Source organism: Solibacillus sp. FSL R5-0691 (genome assembly GCF_037974225.1).
Taxonomy (GTDB): Bacteria; Bacillota; Bacilli; order Bacillales_A; family Planococcaceae; genus Solibacillus.
The window spans coordinates 97,127-117,500 of sequence record NZ_CP150231.1; the positions used below are offsets into that span (position 1 = coordinate 97,127).

Genomic DNA, 20,374 nt, shown 5'->3' on the forward strand with positions numbered 1-20,374 from the left:
TATGAGGTGAGTAAATGCACACTTTAGAACATCAAGTATTAGCTTATATAAAAGAGCAAGAGCTTATAAAAAGCGGAGACAGACTACTAATTGCTTGTTCAGGAGGCGTTGATTCAATGGCGCTTCTTTCTTTTTTTTATCATTTCCGGCACTATTTTAAAATTGAACTCGCCGTGGCGCATGTAGACCATATGCTGCGCGGCGAGCAATCTGCCGAAGACCGCCAATTTGTTGAGAAAGCATGCAGTGACTGGGCGATTCCATTCTATAGCTGTGCGATACCCATTGCAGAAATCCACAAAGCGGAAGGAGGAAATATTCAGGCAATTTGCCGGAAGGAACGCTATCATTTCTTTGAAACCGTCATGCATAAACATAAGTTTTCAAAACTAGTAACGGCACATCATGCGGACGATCAGTTGGAATCAATGTTAATGGCCTTGACGAAAGCGAGTTCACTAAACGGGTTGAAAGGAATTTTACCGTCACGTAAATTTCAACAATTTACATTAATCAGACCTTTTTTGATGGTTACAAAAGACGAAATTGGGGAATATTTACATAGTAAAGGTCATTTATACCGTGAAGATCCGAGCAATGCTAAGGATGACTATACCCGTAACCGTTACCGTCACAATGTTGTACCAGTTTTGAAGGAAGAAAACCCCCTTGTTTCCCAACATGCAGTCCACATTGCACAGCAGCTTTCAGATGATGATTCGTATTTAATGGAGCTTGCAGGAGAGCGTTTTCCAAAGCTTTTTCATAAAGCCGACAAAAATTGTTATAAAGTAAAAGTTTCGGCATTACAAAAAGAGCCGCTTGCTTTACAAAGGAGGCTCATTTTAATACTATTAAGTTATCTTTATAACGATTCAAATACGATTCAAAGCTATGCACTTTGTACGACGATTTTGGCGTTATTCTCAACGTCGAATGGAAGTCGTGCACTTGATTTACCGGAGAATTTTATTGCGCGTCAACAATACGATGAAGTTGTATTTGAGTACAAGCAGCAAGATCTGCTAACATCAGTTCAACAAATCACGTTGAATCAGTGGTGTGTACTTGGAACGATGCGCATCTATATTGGGGAACTTGCACGATGTGATGAGGACTTACTGCAAAAGTATCCGCATCACTTTTTCGCCGCATCATCAGTATCGTTCCCACTATACGTAAGAGCTCCAAAACAAGGGGATCGTATTTTGCTACAAGGTATGCAGCATCAGAAAAAAGTATCTCGAGTTTTTATTGATGACAAGATTCCTTTAACAAAAAGAGCTAGCTGGCCATTGTTAGTCGATGCTGATGATGACCTTTTAGCGATAGTAGCTGTACGCGTTAACAATAAATTTTCTAATGTAAAGTCGGCAGTGCATGATATGGTGCTTATTGTCGATAGCAATGAACGTCTTTAGAAAGTTTGAACAATAAAAGGAGGAATCTACTCATGATTCAAAATGACATCGAAAAAATTATGATTACAGAAGAACAAATTCAGGAACGTATTAAAGAGCTTGGTGCTCAACTGACAGAGGAATATAAAGATATGTTCCCATTAGCTGTCGGAGTGTTAAAAGGTGCAATGCCATTTATGACGGATCTAATGAAACGTTTCGATTCTTATATAGAATTGGACTTCATGGATGTTACTTCATATGGGAATGCAACCGTTTCATCTGGGGAAGTAAAAATTCTTAAAGACTTGAATACAAGTGTGGAAGGTCGCGATGTCATTATTATTGAAGACATTATCGACAGTGGTTTAACATTAAGCTATTTAGTAGATTTATTTAAATACCGTAAAGCAAAATCGATTAAAATCGTAACATTACTGGACAAGCCATCTGGCCGTAAAGTGGAATTGAATGCAGATGTTGTTGGCTTTGAAGTACCGGACGGTTTTGTTGTAGGCTACGGCTTAGATTACGCAGAGAAATATCGTAACTTACCTTACATTGGAATTTTAAAACGTGAAGTATACTCATTTTAATATTTTCTAGATTGTACAAACCTTCATTTTGAGGTAAACATCCAGACATAAATAGTAAAAAGACGGATTTTGTCATAATTCGTTTCAACGATTAAAATGTGCGGTGCTTTTTATTGTATGAAAATTTCAACGTATGTTAAGATTTTACTTATAGTTTTTCTGTAACGTTGTGAGGAGGCTGGGGATGAATCGAATATTTCGATACACCATATTTTATTTACTAATATTTCTCGTGATCATCGGGATTTTTGGAACATTTAATGGTGGAAAAAAGACAACTGAAAACCTTGATTACTATGCGTTTTTTGAGGCTTTAGAGAGCAATGAGATTGCTTCTATGGAAATACAGCCTGAAAGAGGCGTGTATAAAATCGTAGGTCAGATGAAAGGCGCTGAAGATGGCGAAACTTTCACAGTAAACGTTTTACAAAATGACCAAACTTCTGTAGACCGTATTTTGCAAATTGAAGAACAAGTTGCAAATGGCGAATATCCAGGACTGGAAATTTTAGAACAACCACAAACAAGTGGATTCGTAACATTCCTTACGAGCATTATTCCATTTGTCATCATTATTATTTTATTCTTCTTCTTACTAAGCCAATCGCAAGGTGGCGGTAATAAGGTGATGAACTTCGGGAAATCAAAAGCAAAATTATTTGATGACACGAAGAAAAAAGTTCGTTTCAATGACGTGGCAGGTGCCGACGAAGAGAAACAAGAACTTGTTGAAGTAGTAGATTTCTTAAAAGATCACCGTAAATTCACTGATATCGGTGCACGTATTCCAAAAGGGATTCTATTAGTAGGTCCTCCAGGTACGGGTAAAACATTACTTGCACGTGCTGTTGCCGGTGAAGCGGGCGTACCATTCTTCTCGATCTCAGGTTCTGACTTCGTAGAGATGTTCGTCGGTGTCGGTGCATCTCGTGTTCGTGACTTATTTGAAAATGCTAAGAAAAATGCCCCATGTATCATTTTCATCGATGAAATTGATGCAGTAGGTCGTCAACGTGGTGCAGGTCTTGGTGGTGGACACGATGAGCGTGAACAAACATTAAACCAATTACTAGTTGAAATGGATGGTTTCGGTGCAAACGAAGGTATTATTATCATCGCTGCAACAAACCGCCCGGATATTCTAGATAAAGCATTATTACGTCCTGGTCGTTTTGACCGTCAAATTACGGTTGGTCACCCAGATGTAAAAGGCCGTGAAGCAATCCTTAAAGTACATGCACGCAATAAGCCATTATCAGATACAGTTGATCTGGCTGCTGTTGCACAACGTACACCAGGCTTCTCAGGTGCGGATTTAGAAAACTTGTTAAACGAAGCAGCTCTTGTAGCAGCTCGTAAAAACAAAAAAATGATTAACATGGCAGATATTGATGAAGCTTCCGACCGCGTAATTGCCGGTCCTGCAAAAGCAAGCCGTGTGTACTCTCCAAAAGAGAAAAAGCTTGTTGCATTCCATGAAGCCGGTCACGTAGTTGTCGGTCTTGAATTGGATGAAGCTGATACTGTTCATAAAGTAACAATTGTCCCTCGTGGCCAAGCTGGTGGTTATGCCATCATGTTACCGAAAGAAGAGCGTTTCTTCACAACGAAGCAAGAGTTACTTGACCGTATCGCCGGATTACTTGGCGGACGTGTTGCGGAGGAAATTGTACTTGGCGAAGTATCAACAGGTGCACATAATGACTTCCAGAAAGTAACGAGTATTGCGCGTGCAATGGTAACAGAATACGGAATGAGTAATAGTCTTGGTGCTGTTCAATACGGTTCAAACCAAGGTGGTAATCCGTTCCTAGGTCGTGACTTCGGTTCAGACCAAAACTATTCTGATACAGTAGCATACGAAATTGATAAAGAAGTTCAGCGTATCGTGGATGAGCAATATGCTCGTACGAAACGTATTTTAACCGAGCGTCGTGATTTACTAGATTTAATCGCTAACACGTTAATTGAAAAAGAAACGTTAAATGCACAGCAAATCGAACATTTACGCGATCACGGTATATTACCTCCTGAAGAGGTGGTAGTAGAATCAGAGCTTCCAAATGAAAAAAATGAAGCAACACCAACAATTGAAACTGCTGGTAATGTTTCAATCAATAACGAAGTTCAAGGTGAAAAGAAATCACCGACAGTTGAAGATTTACCGAAAGACGCGTCAGATGATCGCCCGCAAGGCATCGATGAAGACCGTTTAAAATAATACAACGAAACTGACTATTTCCTGGGAAAAGGAGATAGTCAGTTTTTTCTTCGTAATAAGTTGCGAAATGCATCTGCCCTCTCAGGAAATCAACGGATGTTGTTGAAAGGGAAGGATTGCCGGCTAAAAATACTGAATACTGTATAGTAGATGGCCAAATATGGTATGATTTTTTTCAGTACAGGAAAAGTAGGTGCCACTTGTGATTTTAGTAATGAATGCAGGTAACTCCAATATTATTTTAGGAATTTATCATCAGGATAAACTTATCCATCATTGGCGGACAGAAACAAACATACGAAAAACTGAAGATGAATATGCGATGCAGTTTAAGGCATTTTTTGCTCATGAAGGCATTTCATTTGAACAAGTAAAAGGGATTATTATATCCTCAGTTGTGCCACCTATCATGTTTGCACTTGAATTAATGTGTAAAAAATATTTCAATATCCAGCCTTTAATTGTAGGGCCCGGTGTAAAAACAGGCTTGAATATAAAGTATGAAAATCCGCGTGAAGTAGGGTCAGACCGTATTGTGAATGCGGTTGCTGCATTACAGCAATATAGTGGCAGACCGCTGATTATTATCGACTTTGGTACTGCAATCACGTATTGCTATATTAATGAGCGCGGTGATTATGCAGGGGGGGCCATTGCACCCGGCATTGCCATTTCAACAGAGGCGCTCTATACGCGTGCTGCCAAGCTGCCCCGCATAGAAATTGCCCATACATCGCAAGTTGTGGCAAAAAATACGGTAGCCGCTATGCAAGCAGGTGTTTTTTACGGTTTTTTAGGACAAGTAGAAGGCATCGTCAGTCGTATGAAGGCTCAAAGTAAAGAAGAGCCTCTCGTTATAGCAACTGGCGGGCTGGCAAAATTAATCGCGAATGAAACCCAGATGATTGATGTCGTCGATCCATTTTTGACACTCAAGGGACTAGCGACGATTTATAAAAGAAATCAATAGAAAAGAGGAATTTCAACATGAAAGACTACTTAGTAAGAGGGATTGCATATGACGGACAAGTTCGTGCATTTGCAACAAATACAACTGAAACTGTAGGAGAAGCACAACGCCGTCATAATACATGGCCGGTTGTATCTGCTGCGCTAGGTCGTTCAATGACAGCATCTGTAATGATGGGTGCAATGTTAAAAGGGGACGACAAAATTACGGTAAAAATCGAAGGAAACGGTCCAATCGGTCCAATGGTTATCGATGCAGATGCCAAAGGAGATGTGCGTGGCTTCGTTACAAACCCGCATGTTCACTTTGAATTAAATGGACAAGGAAAACTTGATGTACGTGCAGGTGTCGGTTCTGAAGGGGCACTGACAGTTGTTAAAGACTTAGGTTTACGTGATATGTTCTCAGGTCAAACACCAATTGTCTCAGGAGAAATCGCTGAAGACTTCACATATTACTTCGCTTCATCTGAACAGGTACCTTCATCAGTAGGTTTAGGTGTACTGGTAAATCCGGATAATACAATTCTGGCTGCAGGTGGCTTTATCATTCAATTAATGCCGGGCTGTGAAGAAGAAACGATCGAAGCAATCGAAAAACGTTTGTCTTCAATTGAGCCTGTATCAAAAATGATTGAAAAAGGATATTCACCTGAGCAAATTTTAGAGGCGGTATTAGGAGAAGGAAATGTTCAAATCCTTTCGTCAATGCCTGTACAGTTCCAATGTCAATGTTCAAAAGAGCGTTTTGGTGCGGCAATTATCAGTTTAGGTGTCGGTGAAATTCAGGAAATGATTGACGAAGATGGTCAGGCAGAAGCGCAATGCCACTTCTGTTTAGAAAAGTACCACTTCGATAAAAGTGAACTTGAAGGCTTTGTGAATGAAATCCAATCGTAATTTACACCAAACACCACAACCAACACAAAATAATTTACCGTACACACAACGACGCTTAAAAACAAAACCTACGTTGCTGTTATTACTAATATTATTGGTCGGAAATCTATTTTGGTTTGTGCTATGGTTACTCCCATCTGATGAAAAAACATCAGAAAAAGCAGATGGCGGCGGCGAAAGTATTGCTGCCGTCGAGGGAGAACCGATTACACGCCAACAATGGCTTACTGAAATGGAAAACCGATACGGAAAAGAAACATTGCAGAGCTTAGTAAATGAAGCTGTTATGGAAAAAGCGGCCAAAAAATATAAGCTCGAAGTAAAAGAAGAAGAAATAGATTTGGAAATTGCTTTATTACGCTCGGCACAAGATTCAAACGATACATCTTTACATAGTTTATCTCCAGAACAACTGCGCCAAAAAATGCGGGCACAGCTTATTCTGGATAAAGTACTGACAAATGATATTGTAGTAAAAGAGGACGAAGCCAAAAAATATTATGAAGACAATAAATCGATTTATAATATTCCGACTACCCACCGTACTAGTATCATAATCGTGAATTCAAAAGAGGACGCGGAGCGGGTGGAAAAAGAGCTGAAGGACGGCTCTGATTTTGCAGTTTTGGCACGCGAACATTCACTGGATACAGCTTCGGCTAGTTTAGGCGGCGATATTGGCTTTATTTCATCAAGTCAATCGGTAGTCGATCCGGCAATTTTACCGGAAGTGGAAAAACTGAAGGAAAAAGAAACTTCCAAACCATTTGTATTAAGCGATGGGCGCTATGCGATTGTTACCGTGACAGAGAACATGGAAGGGCAGTCATTCAGCTTTGATGAAGTAGAAGGGCATGTAAAACGCCAGCTCGCTTTAGAGCAGCTGCCGCCATCGATTACACCGGAAGCTTTCTGGGCAGAATTTGATGCGACATGGTTCTACGGAGAATCAAAAAACTAACGCAAGATTGAAGGCGGGCAAGGACAGAAGTTGAAGTTTTTAGTGAAAGGGGAACTTTTATTGAGAAACTGCTACTTTTTAAAATTGATTGGAATGGAGGGGCGACTCCTGGGGGAATAGCGCGAGCCTGAGACTACAGGCTCAGGCCGTGCACCCGGAAAGCGTCCCCGGAATGGAAATCAATTTTGCTGTCCATGCCTTTTTTATTAAATAAACTGAAATAGTCAGAAATTTTCCAAAAATATCGTTTCAATTAATTGACAAGTAGCATCAAAAATTGATAAGATACAAATTAAGTAAAACCTATTGAATTGGTAGGGATTTGGAGAGGAATGGATAAAATGAGTAAATTAGCAAATTCAGTGGCGGACTTAGTAGGTCGCACACCAATCGTAAAATTAAACAATGCAACAAGTGAAAATGAAGGTACAGTTTACGTAAAACTTGAATACTTTAACCCAGGTTCTTCAGTAAAAGACCGCTTAGCTTTAGCTATGGTTGAAGCAGCAGAAAAAGACGGCACATTAAAGCCAGGTGGTACAATCATCGAGCCGACTTCTGGTAACACTGGTATCGGTCTAGCAATGATTGCTGCAGCTAAAGGCTACAAAGCAGTTTTAGTAATGCCTGAAACAATGTCATTAGAGCGCCGCAACCTTTTACGTGCTTATGGTGCTGATTTAGTATTAACACCAGGTCCAGAAGGTATGAAAGGTGCAATTGCAAAAGCAGAAGAATTATCTAAATCAGAAGGTTACTTCTTGCCACAACAATTCAAAAACGAAGCAAACGCAGAAATTCACCGTTTAACAACAGGTCCTGAAATTGCGGAAGCATTCGAGCAAGAAGGCTTAAAATTAGATGCATTTGTTGCTGGTGTAGGTACTGGCGGTACAATTACTGGTGCAGGCGAAGTATTGAAAAATAAATTCCCTGAAATCGAAATTATCGCTGTCGAGCCTAAAGATTCTCCAATTCTTTCAGGCGGTAACCCTGGCCCACACAAAATCCAAGGTATTGGTGCAGGTTTCATTCCGGACGTATTAAACACAGAAGTATATGATTCTGTATTACCGGTTGAAAACGAAACAGCTTTCGAATATGCACGTAAAGTAGCACGCGAAGAAGGTATTTTAGCTGGCATTTCTTCAGGTGCAGCAATTTACGCAGCAATCGAAACAGCAAAACGTTTAGGTAAAGGCAAAAACGTATTAGCGATTATCCCATCAAACGGTGAGCGTTACTTATCAACACCTTTATACCAATTTGAAGACTAATTAAAATTTGTCTAACAGATTTTTAAAAGCCATTTTGCGAGAATCACTCTCGTAAAATGGCTTTTTTTCTTTGGAACTGCTAAGTTAAAAATGGATTTTTACAGCGTTATCGAGTTTAATTAAGAAAAAGGCAAAGCAGGTGTAAATTGATGCAACAACTAGAAACACATACATTTTACATGACAAACGATGAATTTTATTATAGTTTCCAGGAACAGACGACAAAGGAAAAACAACGAGCGTTTTTGGAAAGCGGTCGTGGAGGGCATTATTCAATCGCTGCATGGCAACCAATCGCAACGGCAAAGTCAGTGGCACAAGGTCTTGAGCTGACTTGGAAAAGTGGGGAGACAGAGCTGAAAACAGGTGAAGCACTCGCGGAGCTGGAAAAAGTGATCGCCGAGTACAAGCTTGAAGCGAATCCGGCACTTCCTGATTTTCAAGGTGGAGCCATTGGATTTATTTCATATGATTATGCGCGCACAATTGAGTTGCTTCCAAATGTGACAGAAGACGATTTAAAAGTACCGGATCTTTATTTTTACTTGTTTGATCATTGGGCAGTACATAATGTCCAAACGGGCGAAGTGACATTGATGAAATTCTCTACTAGTGAAGTTGATTTACTTTCATGGCAAACAGATTGGCAGCAGCATGCCGAAGCCGGCTTGAAAAAGCGCCATTTTAATCAGGAAACTGCAAAAAATATGCAGCAGGATGAGGCGGAACTTCAAGTTTCATTCAGCGGAGATGCATTTGAAACTGCGATACATAAAATTCAGCATTATATTGGACAAGGCGATGTGTTCCAGGTGAATTTGTCTGTGCGACAGGCGAAAAAGCTTTCGTCAGCACCAATTGCGGTGTATGAGGCGGTTCGTTCTTTCAATCCTTCACCGTATATGGCTTATATTGAAAGCGAGGATTTTGCGGTAGTGAGCGGTTCTCCGGAGTTGCTCGTAAAACGTAAAGGGACTGAGCTTTCGACAAGACCGATTGCAGGTACACGCCCGCGCGGATCATCGGAGGAACAGGATTTGGCGTTGGCCAATGAGCTTATCGAACATGAAAAAGAACGTGCAGAACATGTCATGCTCGTTGATCTGGAGCGCAATGACCTAGGAAGGGTGAGCAAATACGGAACGGTAGAAGTAAATGAGTTCATGGTGATTGAGCATTATTCACATGTGATGCATATCGTTTCGAATGTTCGAGGGGAGATTGCGCAAGGAAAAACAAATGCGGATGTCATTCGGGCGATGTTCCCGGGTGGAACGATTACAGGAGCACCGAAGATCCGTACGATGGAAATTATCGAAGAGCTTGAGCCGGTACGCCGTGGTCTATACACAGGATCGATCGGCTGGATTGGCTATACAGGCGATCTGGAATTAAATATCGTCATCCGTACAGCGTATATTCAGGATGGTATTGCATACATTCAAGCGGGTGCCGGAATAGTCATCGATTCGATTCCGGAAAACGAGTATATTGAGTCGATGAATAAAGCAAGAGCAATGTGGCAGGCAAAAGCAATGGCAGAAGAGGTGAGCAAGTGATTTTAATGGTTGATAACTATGATTCGTTTACATATAACTTAGTGCAATACTTCGGTGAATTCGGTCATGAACTGGTCGTTAAGCGCAATGACGAAATTACGGTAGAAGAAATTGAAAGGCTCCAACCGATGATGCTTGTTATTTCACCGGGGCCTTGTACACCAAATGATGCCGGAGAAAGTCTATCCATTATCGAACATTTTGCAGGGAAGCTTCCGATTTTAGGTGTGTGCTTAGGTCATCAGGCAATTGCACAAGTATTTGGCGGTGATGTAGTACGCGCGGAAAGACTGATGCACGGAAAAACATCCCCTGTTCTTCATAATGGGGTGGGGCTGCACAGAAAGAATGCGAACCCGTTTTTAGCAACGCGATACCATTCACTGATTGTAGAGCCTACAACATTACCGGACTGCCTCGAAGTGACGGCTTGGACAGAGGAAGGCGAAATTATGGGTCTGCGTCATAAACAATATCCAATTGAAGGGGTTCAATATCATCCGGAGTCAATTATGACTGAAGACGGCAAGCAGCTGTTACGAACATTTATTGAGACGTATTGTTAGGAGGAATGGGTAATGCTTTGTTGGATGAATGGCCAGTATATCGATGAGCAGGAATTGAAAATTTCCCCGTTCGATCATGGTTTTTTATATGGACTTGGTTTTTTTGAAACGTTTCGGACATATGAAGGGAAGGCTGTCTATTTGAGCGAACATTTCAGCCGCCTGCTGGAAGCGTTAAAAGAATACCGTATTCATTTTCCGTATACGCTAGAGGACATAGGAGAAGTCATTGAAAAGCTCAATGCACAGGACGGCAAAGAAGGGTATTTTCGTTTAAATGTATCGGCTGGTGTACATCCGATTGGACTTGCCCCATCAGAATATACTGAACCAACCGTTATTCTGTTTCGTAAAGAACTGCCGAATATGGTACGTGGTAAAGAAAAAGAAGCAGTCTGGCTGAAAACAGTGCGGAATACCCCTGAACAACAGATCCGCTATAAAAGTCATCATTACGGCAATAATGTTCGGGCACGTTTAGAGTTAACAAGTTTAGCTGCACAGGAAGGTTTCTTTACCGACCAGGACGGTGTTGTCGCAGAAGGCATTACGTCAAATGTCTTTTGGATAAAAGATGGTATACTATATACGCCTTCTACTAATTTAGGCATTTTACCGGGCATTACCCGAAAAATAGTCATTCAACTCGCTGCTGAACTCCAAATCCCGGTGCGGGAAGGACGCTTTATGGCATGGGAGTTGGAACAGGCGGATGAATGCTTTATTACAACGGCTGTACAGGAGCTTGTACCGATTTCCCGCATAGGAAAGGTACAGTTTGCCGGCAGCGAAGGCAGACTTTATAAAAAGCTGCATCAAAATTATTTACAGAAAATCATTACGCTTTTAGGAGACCGTCATGTTAGAAAACTATAAAGTACTCACATTAAATGGGATTGAACTGGATTTTCGCAAAGAAACGTTCGTGATGGGCATTTTAAATGTAACACCAGACTCATTTTCGGATGGCGGCAAGTTCAATTCGGTTGAAAAAGCTGTTGCCCAGGCGAAAAAAATGGTGGCAGATGGAGCGAAAATTATCGATGTCGGCGGGGAATCAACACGCCCAGGCTATATACGAATTTCCGATGAGGAAGAGATTGCACGTGTCGTACCGGTAATTCGAGCGCTTTTAAAAGAAGTACCTGCGATTCTCTCCATTGATACGTATAAATCCAATGTAGCGCGGGCTGCAATTGAAGCAGGTGCACATATTATTAATGACATATGGGGCGCAAAGGCAGATCCGGAAATGGCAAATGTTGCAGCGGAACTTGATGTGCCGATCATTTTAATGCATAACCGCCTATCAGATCAGTATGATAACTACTTTGCCGAATATATGGCCGATATGCAGGAAAGTATTGCAATTGCAAAAGCAGCAGGAGTACGTGATGAGCATATTTTCCTTGATCCGGGCATCGGTTTTGTGAAGAGTCTAAGTGAAAGTATTGAAACGATGCAGCGCCTCGATGAGCTCGTTGCATTAGGATATCCGGTATTGCTTGCGACATCACGCAAGCGTATGATTGGATCAATTTTAGAATTACCTGTTGAGGAACGAGTGGAAGGGACAGCCGCTACTTGTGCATTTGGTGTTCAAAAAGGCTGCCATATGATGCGTGTTCATGATGTGAAGGAAGTGGCGCGGACAGTGAAAATGATGGATGCACTTGTAGGGAAATTTGAAGTACAAGGTGAATTGGCACCGAGACATTAAGGAGTTTGCAATGGATTACATTCATTTAAAAGAAATGCAGTTTTTTGGTTATCACGGTGTATTACCGGAAGAAAACGTATTAGGACAACGCTTTCGTGCTAATGTTTCGCTTGCTGTTGATATGAAGCTTGCTGGTGAGACAGATGAGCTGGATCATACGGTAAGCTATGTTGGCGTTTATGATATTTGTAAAGAAGTGATTGAAGGGAAACCGTATAAGTTAATTGAAGCGGTTGCCGAAAAAGTTGCTTCGAGTATTTTAACGCAGTATGAAGATCAGATTTTTGGATGCCGCGTCGAAATTATTAAGCCTGATCCTCCAATTCCGGGGCATTATAAAGAAGTCGCAGTCGAAATTACAAGAGGGCAATTCGTATGACGACGACAGCGTATTTATCGATTGGTACGAATATCGGTGAGCGTGAGCAAAACTTACAGGCCGCGGTGAAACTGCTCATTGCACAAGAGGCGATTAAAGTAACAGCGATTTCTTCAATTTATGAAACAGCAGCAGTAGGCTATACAGATCAGGCCGATTTTTTAAATATTGCCGTCGCTCTTGAAACAGAGCTAAATGCTTACGAGCTTCTAGCGCAATGCCAAAAAATCGAAAATGATCTTGGTCGTATTCGTGAATTCCGTTGGGGACCGCGAATTATCGATTTGGACATTTTGCTGTATGGTCAAGAACAGTATGAAACAGAAAATTTAACGGTTCCACATCCTCGTATGTATGAGCGTGCATTCGTGCTTGTACCGTTAGAAGAGATTATGACGCAAAACTATGATATGCTTGTAGGCGTGCAAAAAGCGTTACATGCACTTGATATAGAGAAAGAAGGCGTCAATCTGTGGAAGAAAATCAATACGGTCGCAGAATTCGGGCCTTTCGAAAATTGAAACGAATTCAGCAAACCGAATTTGCAAAACATATAGGTATATCTGTAACCATTTTAGGGCGTATTGAACGAGGCGAGAAAATTGCCTCAGAAGAACAACTTCAAACAATTGCAGATGTATTACAAATAGATATAAACGAATTAAAAGGTGAATAACCTAGTGGAGGGAACAAAAAGGTGTCAAACATCGACCAAAAGCCATTCCAAATAGGCGATATTATTATGGATAACCGTGTCGTTCTTGCCCCGATGGCCGGAATTTGCAACTCGGCTTTCCGTTTAACTGTAAAAGAGTTTGGAGCAGGGTTAGTATACGCGGAAATGATCAGTGATAAAGCGTTGAATATCCGCAACAAAAAAACATTGGACATGCTTTATATCGATGAGCGCGAAAATCCGATGACACTGCAAATTTTCGGAGGAGACAAAGAAAATTTAGTAGAGGCAGCAAAGTTTGTAGATAAACATACAACAGCCGATATTATCGATATCAATATGGGATGTCCTGTAAACAAGATTATTAAATGTGAAGCCGGCGCAAAATGGCTTCTTGATCCGAACAAAATTTACGAGATGGTTTCAGCTGTTGTCGATGCAGTTGATAAACCGGTTTCGGTAAAAATGCGTATCGGATGGGATGAAGAGCGTGTATTCGCTGTAGAAAATGCCCAAGCAGCAGAACGTGCAGGTGCATCTGCAATTGCCATGCACGGCCGAACACGTGTGCAAATGTATGAAGGTAAGGCAAACTGGGATGTCTTAGCTGAAGTGAAGAAAAATATTAGCATCCCGTTTATCGCAAATGGAGACGTGGAAACACCGGAAGATGCAAAGCGCATTCTGGAACAAACGAATGCAGATGCCGTTATGATTGGTCGTGCTGCTTTAGGGAATCCGTGGATGATCTATCAAACGGTGAAATACTTGGAATCAGGTATTCAAATTCCAGAGCCTTCAATCCGTGAAAAAATGGACGTTTGTTTACTACATTTTGAACGCTTAAAAGCACTTAAAGGTGAAAAAGTAGCGGTAAGAGAAATGCGTAAACATGCATCATGGTATTTAAAAGGAATTCGCGGAAACGGGAAAATCCGTAATGCCATCAATTTAACTGAGACTGAGCAGGAATTACGTATTCTATTAAACAGTGTTGCAGATGAATACGAAGAAGAAGCGGTTATAGTATAAACAGTAGTAAAAGGCATCAGCTTATGATGCCTTTTTATTATGTAAAGGAAATTCGCTTAACAGAATTATCTGATATTTAAAATTAATTCGAAACAGGTGAATCACTAAAAGAAATGCTGTACAATGGAAACATTATGGACTATTGTGCCGTTTTGGAGCGCAAAAACATTAAGGAGTGAAATACGTGTCAAATATCGAAGAATTAAACGACCAACTTTTGGTGAGACGCCAGAAGATGACAGATATTCGCGAAAACGGTATGGACCCATTCGGCAGCCGTTTTGAACGCACACATTTATCGAACGAAGTTATTGCAGAAAATGAGCAATTTGATAAAGAGCAATTAGAAGAAAACCCACGCGAAGTTGTAATCGCTGGACGTATTATGACAAAGCGCGGTAAAGGTAAAGCAGGTTTTGCGCATATCCAGGACTTAGCTGGCCAAATCCAAATTTATGTACGTAAAGATGCAATCGGTGAAGAAGCATATGAATTATTCAACAAAGCAGATCTTGGAGATATCGTAGGGGTAAAAGGTAAAGTATTCCGTACACAAGTAGGAGAGTTATCTGTTAAAGCGACAGCGTTCACTTTCCTAACAAAAGCGTTACGCCCATTACCTGATAAATTCCACGGTCTTACAGATGTAGAACAACGTTACCGTCAACGCTATGTTGACTTAATGACAAATGATGAGTCGAAAACAACATTCATCCAACGTTCAAAGATCATTCGCGCAATCCGCAACTATTTAGATAACAATGGTTATTTGGAAGTGGAAACACCAATGCTGCATACAATTGCAGGCGGTGCGGCGGCTCGTCCGTTTATTACACATCACAATGCATTGGATATGGAATTATATATGCGTATCGCAATTGAGCTGCATTTAAAACGCTTAATCGTTGGTGGCTTGGAGAAAGTATATGAAATCGGCCGTGTATTCCGTAACGAAGGTATTTCAACTCGTCACAATCCGGAATTTACAATGATTGAATTATATGAAGCATATGCAGACTATAACGATATTATGGATTTAACAGAAAACCTTATTGCACATGTGGCTCAAGACGTACTTGGCACAACATCTGTACAATATGGTGAAGATACAATTGAATTAGGTGTTGGCTGGAAACGCGTACACATGGTAGATGCAGTTAAAGAAGCAACAGGTGTAGACTTCTGGGCACCAATGACTGTAGAAGAAGCACGTAAACTCGCTGCTGAACACGGTGTGGAAATTAAAGATACGCACGAAGTGGGACACATCATTAATGAGTTCTTTGAACAAAAAGTAGAAGAAACATTAGTACAACCTACATTCGTAACAGGTCACCCAGTGGAAATTTCTCCGTTAGCGAAGAAAAATCCTGAAGACCCACGCTTCACAGACCGTTTTGAGCTATTTATCGTTCGTCGTGAGCATGCAAATGCCTTCACAGAATTAAATGATCCAATCGATCAACGCGAGCGCTTTGAAGCTCAAATGGCCGAGAAAGAAGCAGGTAATGATGAAGCACATGAAATGGATAATGATTTCATCGAAGCATTAGAATACGGTATGCCGCCAACTGGTGGTTTAGGTATCGGTATCGACCGCTTAGTAATGCTATTAACGAATTCACCATCAATTCGTGATGTTTTATTATTCCCGACAATGCGACATACAGCGAAATAAGTTTAATTTTAAAAGAGTCCAGCGTTATTCGCAGGGCTCTTTTCTTTATTATAGAAAGAAAGGCATTATTATTTGTTTGTGAGCGACTGCGAGAGTGTGTTGGCAGTTAGAGGTATAGAAAAATATAAAGATGGGGAAGCTGTTAGGCATTCCACTCTATATTAATTAAAAGGAATCAAGGGAAGGGATATAGAATTTGATAAAAAGTAATATTTTTTTGAAATAACTATTGCAATATAGTTGTGAGGGTGATATATTATTTCTTGTCGCTAAAACGTGACGCGAAAAATTACAAACATCTTTACTTTTCGACTTTAGAGTGATAAAGTGAAAAAGTTACTAAATTTACATCGAAAAAATGAATTAAAAACTTTTTAAAAAAGTTGTTGACATTCACCTTATGTAAATGGTAAGATATAAAAGTTGTCACAACGACAACACAATGAACCTTGAAAACTGAACAAGCAACGTTAATGAAACAAGCTTCTTAAATGAAGCAAACAATAGATTTCAACTTCTAACGAAGTTGAATCGCTAGCAAAGCAAATGAGCTTTCAAACTACTTTTATGGAGAGTTTGATCCTGGCTCAGGACGAACGCTGGCGGCGTGCCTAATACATGCAAGTCGAGCGGAAATTTTATTGGTGCTTGCACCTTTAAAATTTTAGCGGCGGACGGGTGAGTAACACGTGGGTAACCTACCTTATAGATTGGGATAACTCCGGGAAACCGGGGCTAATACCGAATAATACTTTTTAACACATGTTTTGAAGTTGAAAGACGGCATCTCGCTGTCACTATAAGATGGACCCGCGGCGCATTAGCTAGTTGGTGAGGTAACGGCTCACCAAGGCAACGATGCGTAGCCGACCTGAGAGGGTGATCGGCCACACTGGGACTGAGACACGGCCCAGACTCCTACGGGAGGCAGCAGTAGGGAATCTTCCACAATGGACGAAAGTCTGATGGAGCAACGCCGCGTGAGTGAAGAAGGATTTCGGTTCGTAAAACTCTGTTGCAAGGGAAGAACAAGTAGCGTAGTAACTGGCGCTACCTTGACGGTACCTTGTTAGAAAGCCACGGCTAACTACGTGCCAGCAGCCGCGGTAATACGTAGGTGGCAAGCGTTGTCCGGAATTATTGGGCGTAAAGCGCGCGCAGGTGGTTCCTTAAGTCTGATGTGAAAGCCCCCGGCTCAACCGGGGAGGGTCATTGGAAACTGGGGAACTTGAGTGCAGAAGAGGATAGTGGAATTCCAAGTGTAGCGGTGAAATGCGTAGAGATTTGGAGGAACACCAGTGGCGAAGGCGACTGTCTGGTCTGTAACTGACACTGAGGCGCGAAAGCGTGGGGAGCAAACAGGATTAGATACCCTGGTAGTCCACGCCGTAAACGATGAGTGCTAAGTGTTGGGGGGTTTCCGCCCCTCAGTGCTGCAGCTAACGCATTAAGCACTCCGCCTGGGGAGTACGGTCGCAAGACTGAAACTCAAAGGAATTGACGGGGGCCCGCACAAGCGGTGGAGCATGTGGTTTAATTCGAAGCAACGCGAAGAACCTTACCAGGTCTTGACATCCCGGTGACCACTATGGAGACATAGTTTCCCCTTCGGGGGCAACGGTGACAGGTGGTGCATGGTTGTCGTCAGCTCGTGTCGTGAGATGTTGGGTTAAGTCCCGCAACGAGCGCAACCCTTATTCTTAGTTGCCATCATTCAGTTGGGCACTCTAAGGAGACTGCCGGTGATAAACCGGAGGAAGGTGGGGATGACGTCAAATCATCATGCCCCTTATGACCTGGGCTACACACGTGCTACAATGGACGGTACAAACGGTTGCCAACCCGCGAGGGGGAGCTAATCCGATAAAACCGTTCTCAGTTCGGATTGTAGGCTGCAACTCGCCTACATGAAGCCGGAATCGCTAGTAATCGCGGATCAGCATGCCGCGGTGAATACGTTCCCGGGCCTTGTACACACCGCCCGTCACACCACGAGAGTTTGTAACACCCGAAGTCGGTGAGGTAACCTTTTGGAGCCAGCCGCCGAAGGTGGGATAGATGATTGGGGTGAAGTCGTAACAAGGTAGCCGTATCGGAAGGTGCGGCTGGATCACCTCCTTTCTAAGGATTTTTCGGAATCATTCCCTTGGGGAATGAAACATTAACGTTTGCTGTTCAGTTTTGAAGGTTCATTCTTAAATGAATGAAATACTTCAAAACATTGCTCCTGACGCTTGCGCTTTCGTCGCAAAGCTGCATGAAGCAAAATCAGTGAAGCTTTGTCACGATGTGATTGAAGTCAGCTGCTTCGTTCTTTGAAAACTGGATAAAACGACATTGAAAGCAATAAATCAAATTTCTATTTTATAGATTTTTAAACAAGTCAAGCAATTGACGTGTAAACTTAAATCTTGGACTTGTTCCAAGTGTTAACTTTTGGTTAAGTTAATAAGGGCGCACGGTGGATGCCTTGGCACTAGGAGTCGATGAAGGACGGCACTAACACCGATATGCCTCGGGGAGCTGTAAGTAAGCTTTGATCCGGGGATTTCCGAATGGGGGAACCCACTATCTTTAATCGGATAGTATCTTCACGTGAATTCATAGCGTGTCGAAGACAGACGCAGAGAACTGAAACATCTAAGTACCTGCAGGAACAGAAAGAAAATTCGATTCCCTGAGTAGCGGCGAGCGAAACGGGAAGAGCCCAAACCAAAGAGCTTGCTCTTTGGGGTTGTAGGACACTCTATACGGAGTTACAAAAGAATGAACTAGACGAAGCGACTTGGAAAGGTCCGCGAAACGAGGTAAAAGCCCTGTAGTCAAAAGTTCATTCCCTCCAGAGTGGATCCTGAGTACGGCGGAACACGTGAAATTCCGTCGGAATCCGGGAGGACCATCTCCCAAGGCTAAATACTACCTAGTGACCGATAGTGAACCAGTACCGTGAGGGAAAGGTGAAAAGCACCCCGGAAGGGGAGTGAAATAGATCCTGAAACCGTGTGCCTACAAGTAGTTAGAGCCCGTTAATGGGTGATAGCGTGCCTTTTGTAGAATGAACCGGCGAGTTACGATTACGTGCGAGGTTAAGTTGAGAAGACGGAGCCGCAGCGAAAGCGAGTCTGAATAGGGCGAATTAGTACGTGGTCGTAGACCCGAAACCAGGTGATCTACCCATGTCCAGGGTGAAGGTGAGGTAACACTCACTGGAGGCCCGAACCCACGCACGTTGAAAAGTGCGGGGATGAGGTGTGGGTAGCGGAGAAATTCCAATCGAACCTGGAGATAGCTGGTTCTCTCCGAAATAGCTTTAGGGCTAGCCTCGTGATTGAGAATACCGGAGGTAGAGCACTGTTTGGACTAGGGGGGCATCTCGCTTTACCGAATTCAGACAAACTCCGAATGCCGGATATTTATACACGGGAGTCAGACTGCGAGTGATAAGATCCGTAGTCAAGAGGGAAACAGCCCAGACCACCAGCTAAGGTCCCCAAGTAATCGTTAAGTGGAAAAGGATGTGGCGTTGCTTAGACAACCAGGATGTTGGCTTAGAAGCAGCCATCATTTAAAGAGTGCGTAATAGCTCACTGGTCGAGTGACGCTGCGCCGAAAATGTATCGGGGCTAAACGATTCACCGAAGCTGTGGATGCATACTTTGAGTATGCGTGGTAGGAGAGCGTTCTAACAGCGTTGAAGTCAGACCGGAAGGACTGGTGGAGCGGTTAGAAGTGAGAATGCCGGTATGAGTAGCGAAACATGGGTGAGAATCCCATGCACCGTATGACTAAGGTTTCCTGAGGAAGGCTCGTCCGCTCAGGGTTAGTCGGGACCTAAGCCGAGGCCGATAGGCGTAGGCGATGGACAACAGGTTGATATTCCTGTACCACCTCCTCACCGTTTGAGAAATGGGGGGACGCAGTAGGATAGGGTAAGCACGCCGTTGGTTGCGCGTGTTCAAGCAGTAAGGCGTGTATGTAGGCAAATCCGCATACTCTAACGTTGAGCTGTGATGACGAGCTCGTATGAGCGAAGTTCCTGATTTCACACTGCCAAGAAAAGCCTCTATCGAGGTGAGAGGTGCCCGTACCGCAAACCGACACAGGTAGTCGAGGAGAGAATCCTAAGGTGTGCGAGAGAACTCTCGTTAAGGAACTCGGCAAAATGACCCCGTAACTTCGGGAGAAGGGGTGCTTCTTTGGGTGCATAGCCTAGAGAAGCCGCAGTGAATAGGCCCAGGCGACTGTTTAGCAAAAACACAGGTCTCTGCAAAACCGTAAGGTGACGTATAGGGGCTGACGCCTGCCCGGTGCTGGAAGGTTAAGAGGAGCGGTTAGCGCAAGCGAAGCTGTGAATTGAAGCCCCAGTAAACGGCGGCCGTAACTATAACGGTCCTAAGGTAGCGAAATTCCTTGTCGGGTAAGTTCCGACCCGCACGAAAG

At 42.6% G+C, this 20,374-nt stretch carries 16 protein-coding genes and 2 rRNA genes (1 of these 18 only partly in view); all 18 read left to right on the forward strand.

Translation table 11 applies throughout. The annotated features are described in order from the left end of the window. The first annotated feature begins 14 nt into the window (after nt 1–14). Entirely contained in the window at nt 15–1,421 is a 1,407-nt protein-coding gene (tilS, locus tag MKY51_RS00475) for a tRNA lysidine(34) synthetase TilS (RefSeq protein ID WP_339174674.1), read from the forward strand. Between the two features lie 32 nt (nt 1,422–1,453). Next, nucleotides 1,454–1,996 (forward strand): hypoxanthine phosphoribosyltransferase, encoded by a 543-nt coding sequence (gene hpt, locus MKY51_RS00480; RefSeq protein WP_339174675.1) that lies wholly within the window; start codon nt 1,454–1,456, stop codon nt 1,994–1,996. A gap of 184 nt (nt 1,997–2,180) precedes the next feature. After that, nucleotides 2,181–4,217: an ATP-dependent zinc metalloprotease FtsH gene (ftsH, locus tag MKY51_RS00485; protein WP_339174676.1), complete on the forward strand. Its 2,037-nt coding sequence runs from the start codon at nt 2,181–2,183 to the stop codon at nt 4,215–4,217. Nucleotides 4,218–4,419: 202 nt separating this feature from the next. Then, entirely contained in the window at nt 4,420–5,187 is a 768-nt protein-coding gene (locus tag MKY51_RS00490) for a type III pantothenate kinase (protein ID WP_339174677.1), read from the forward strand. Between the two features lie 17 nt (nt 5,188–5,204). Next, entirely contained in the window at nt 5,205–6,086 is an 882-nt protein-coding gene (hslO, locus tag MKY51_RS00495; RefSeq protein ID WP_339174678.1) for an Hsp33 family molecular chaperone HslO, read from the forward strand. Then, the gene (locus MKY51_RS00500; protein WP_339174679.1) at nt 6,070–7,047 is read left to right on the forward strand and encodes a peptidyl-prolyl cis-trans isomerase; all 978 of its coding nucleotides are present in this window, start codon (nt 6,070–6,072) and stop codon (nt 7,045–7,047) included. Before hslO ends, MKY51_RS00500 begins: the two co-directional genes overlap by 17 nt. Nucleotides 7,048–7,388: 341 nt before the next feature. Beyond that, nucleotides 7,389–8,324 carry a cysteine synthase A gene (cysK, locus tag MKY51_RS00505; RefSeq protein ID WP_251691514.1) on the forward strand — a complete coding sequence of 312 codons (936 nt, stop codon included), beginning with the start codon at nt 7,389–7,391 and terminating at the stop codon, nt 8,322–8,324. Nucleotides 8,325–8,473: 149 nt separating this feature from the next. Further along, on the forward strand, nt 8,474–9,883 hold the full coding sequence (locus tag MKY51_RS00510; protein ID WP_339174680.1) for an anthranilate synthase component I family protein: 1,410 nt from the start codon (nt 8,474–8,476) through the stop codon (nt 9,881–9,883). Continuing rightward, entirely contained in the window at nt 9,880–10,449 is a 570-nt protein-coding gene (gene pabA / locus MKY51_RS00515; RefSeq protein ID WP_339174681.1) for an aminodeoxychorismate/anthranilate synthase component II, read from the forward strand. Before MKY51_RS00510 ends, pabA begins: the two co-directional genes overlap by 4 nt. A 12-nt stretch (nt 10,450–10,461) precedes the next feature. Then, nucleotides 10,462–11,325, forward strand: a complete 864-nt coding sequence (gene pabC, locus MKY51_RS00520) for an aminodeoxychorismate lyase (RefSeq protein WP_339174682.1) — start codon at nt 10,462–10,464, stop codon at nt 11,323–11,325. After that, nucleotides 11,309–12,169: a dihydropteroate synthase gene (gene folP, locus MKY51_RS00525; protein ID WP_339174684.1), complete on the forward strand. Its 861-nt coding sequence runs from the start codon at nt 11,309–11,311 to the stop codon at nt 12,167–12,169. The genes pabC and folP overlap by 17 nt, the downstream gene beginning before the upstream one ends. A gap of 10 nt (nt 12,170–12,179) precedes the next feature. Further along, the gene (gene folB, locus MKY51_RS00530; RefSeq protein WP_339174686.1) at nt 12,180–12,548 is read left to right on the forward strand and encodes a dihydroneopterin aldolase; all 369 of its coding nucleotides are present in this window, start codon (nt 12,180–12,182) and stop codon (nt 12,546–12,548) included. Then, nucleotides 12,545–13,069: a 2-amino-4-hydroxy-6-hydroxymethyldihydropteridine diphosphokinase gene (folK, locus tag MKY51_RS00535; protein ID WP_339174688.1), complete on the forward strand. Its 525-nt coding sequence runs from the start codon at nt 12,545–12,547 to the stop codon at nt 13,067–13,069. The genes folB and folK overlap by 4 nt, the downstream gene beginning before the upstream one ends. Then, nucleotides 13,021–13,224 carry a helix-turn-helix transcriptional regulator gene (locus MKY51_RS00540; protein ID WP_339174689.1) on the forward strand — a complete coding sequence of 68 codons (204 nt, stop codon included), beginning with the start codon at nt 13,021–13,023 and terminating at the stop codon, nt 13,222–13,224. Before folK ends, MKY51_RS00540 begins: the two co-directional genes overlap by 49 nt. 21 nt (nt 13,225–13,245) lie before the next feature. Further along, nucleotides 13,246–14,256, forward strand: coding sequence for a tRNA dihydrouridine synthase DusB (dusB, locus tag MKY51_RS00545; protein ID WP_339174690.1), 1,011 nt, complete (start codon nt 13,246–13,248; stop codon nt 14,254–14,256). Nucleotides 14,257–14,431: 175 nt separating this feature from the next. Then, nucleotides 14,432–15,934: a lysine--tRNA ligase gene (gene lysS / locus MKY51_RS00550; protein ID WP_339174692.1), complete on the forward strand. Its 1,503-nt coding sequence runs from the start codon at nt 14,432–14,434 to the stop codon at nt 15,932–15,934. A gap of 564 nt (nt 15,935–16,498) precedes the next feature. Continuing rightward, nucleotides 16,499–18,055: ribosomal RNA gene (locus MKY51_RS00555) — 16S ribosomal RNA — on the forward strand. Nucleotides 18,056–18,372: 317 nt separating this feature from the next. Then, nucleotides 18,373–20,374: ribosomal RNA gene (locus MKY51_RS00560) — 23S ribosomal RNA — on the forward strand (it continues 927 nt past the right edge of the window). The 16S and 23S rRNA genes sit together here, the layout of an rRNA operon.

Excerpts from the sequence above, each read along its gene's own strand:
- folK (WP_339174688.1), top strand. The coding sequence starts at position 12,545 with ATGACGACGACAGCGTATTTATCGATTGGTACGAATATCGGTGAGCGT.
- hpt (WP_339174675.1), top strand. The coding sequence starts at position 1,454 with ATGATTCAAAATGACATCGAAAAAATTATGATTACAGAAGAACAAATT.
- MKY51_RS00510 (WP_339174680.1), top strand. The coding sequence starts at position 8,474 with ATGCAACAACTAGAAACACATACATTTTACATGACAAACGATGAATTT.
- folB (WP_339174686.1), top strand. The coding sequence starts at position 12,180 with ATGGATTACATTCATTTAAAAGAAATGCAGTTTTTTGGTTATCACGGT.
- folP (WP_339174684.1), top strand. The coding sequence starts at position 11,309 with ATGTTAGAAAACTATAAAGTACTCACATTAAATGGGATTGAACTGGAT.
- ftsH (WP_339174676.1), top strand. The coding sequence starts at position 2,181 with ATGAATCGAATATTTCGATACACCATATTTTATTTACTAATATTTCTC.
- MKY51_RS00500 (WP_339174679.1), top strand. The coding sequence starts at position 6,070 with ATGAAATCCAATCGTAATTTACACCAAACACCACAACCAACACAAAAT.
- cysK (WP_251691514.1), top strand. The coding sequence starts at position 7,389 with ATGAGTAAATTAGCAAATTCAGTGGCGGACTTAGTAGGTCGCACACCA.
- pabC (WP_339174682.1), top strand. The coding sequence starts at position 10,462 with ATGCTTTGTTGGATGAATGGCCAGTATATCGATGAGCAGGAATTGAAA.
- hslO (WP_339174678.1), top strand. The coding sequence starts at position 5,205 with ATGAAAGACTACTTAGTAAGAGGGATTGCATATGACGGACAAGTTCGT.
- tilS (WP_339174674.1), top strand. The coding sequence starts at position 15 with ATGCACACTTTAGAACATCAAGTATTAGCTTATATAAAAGAGCAAGAG.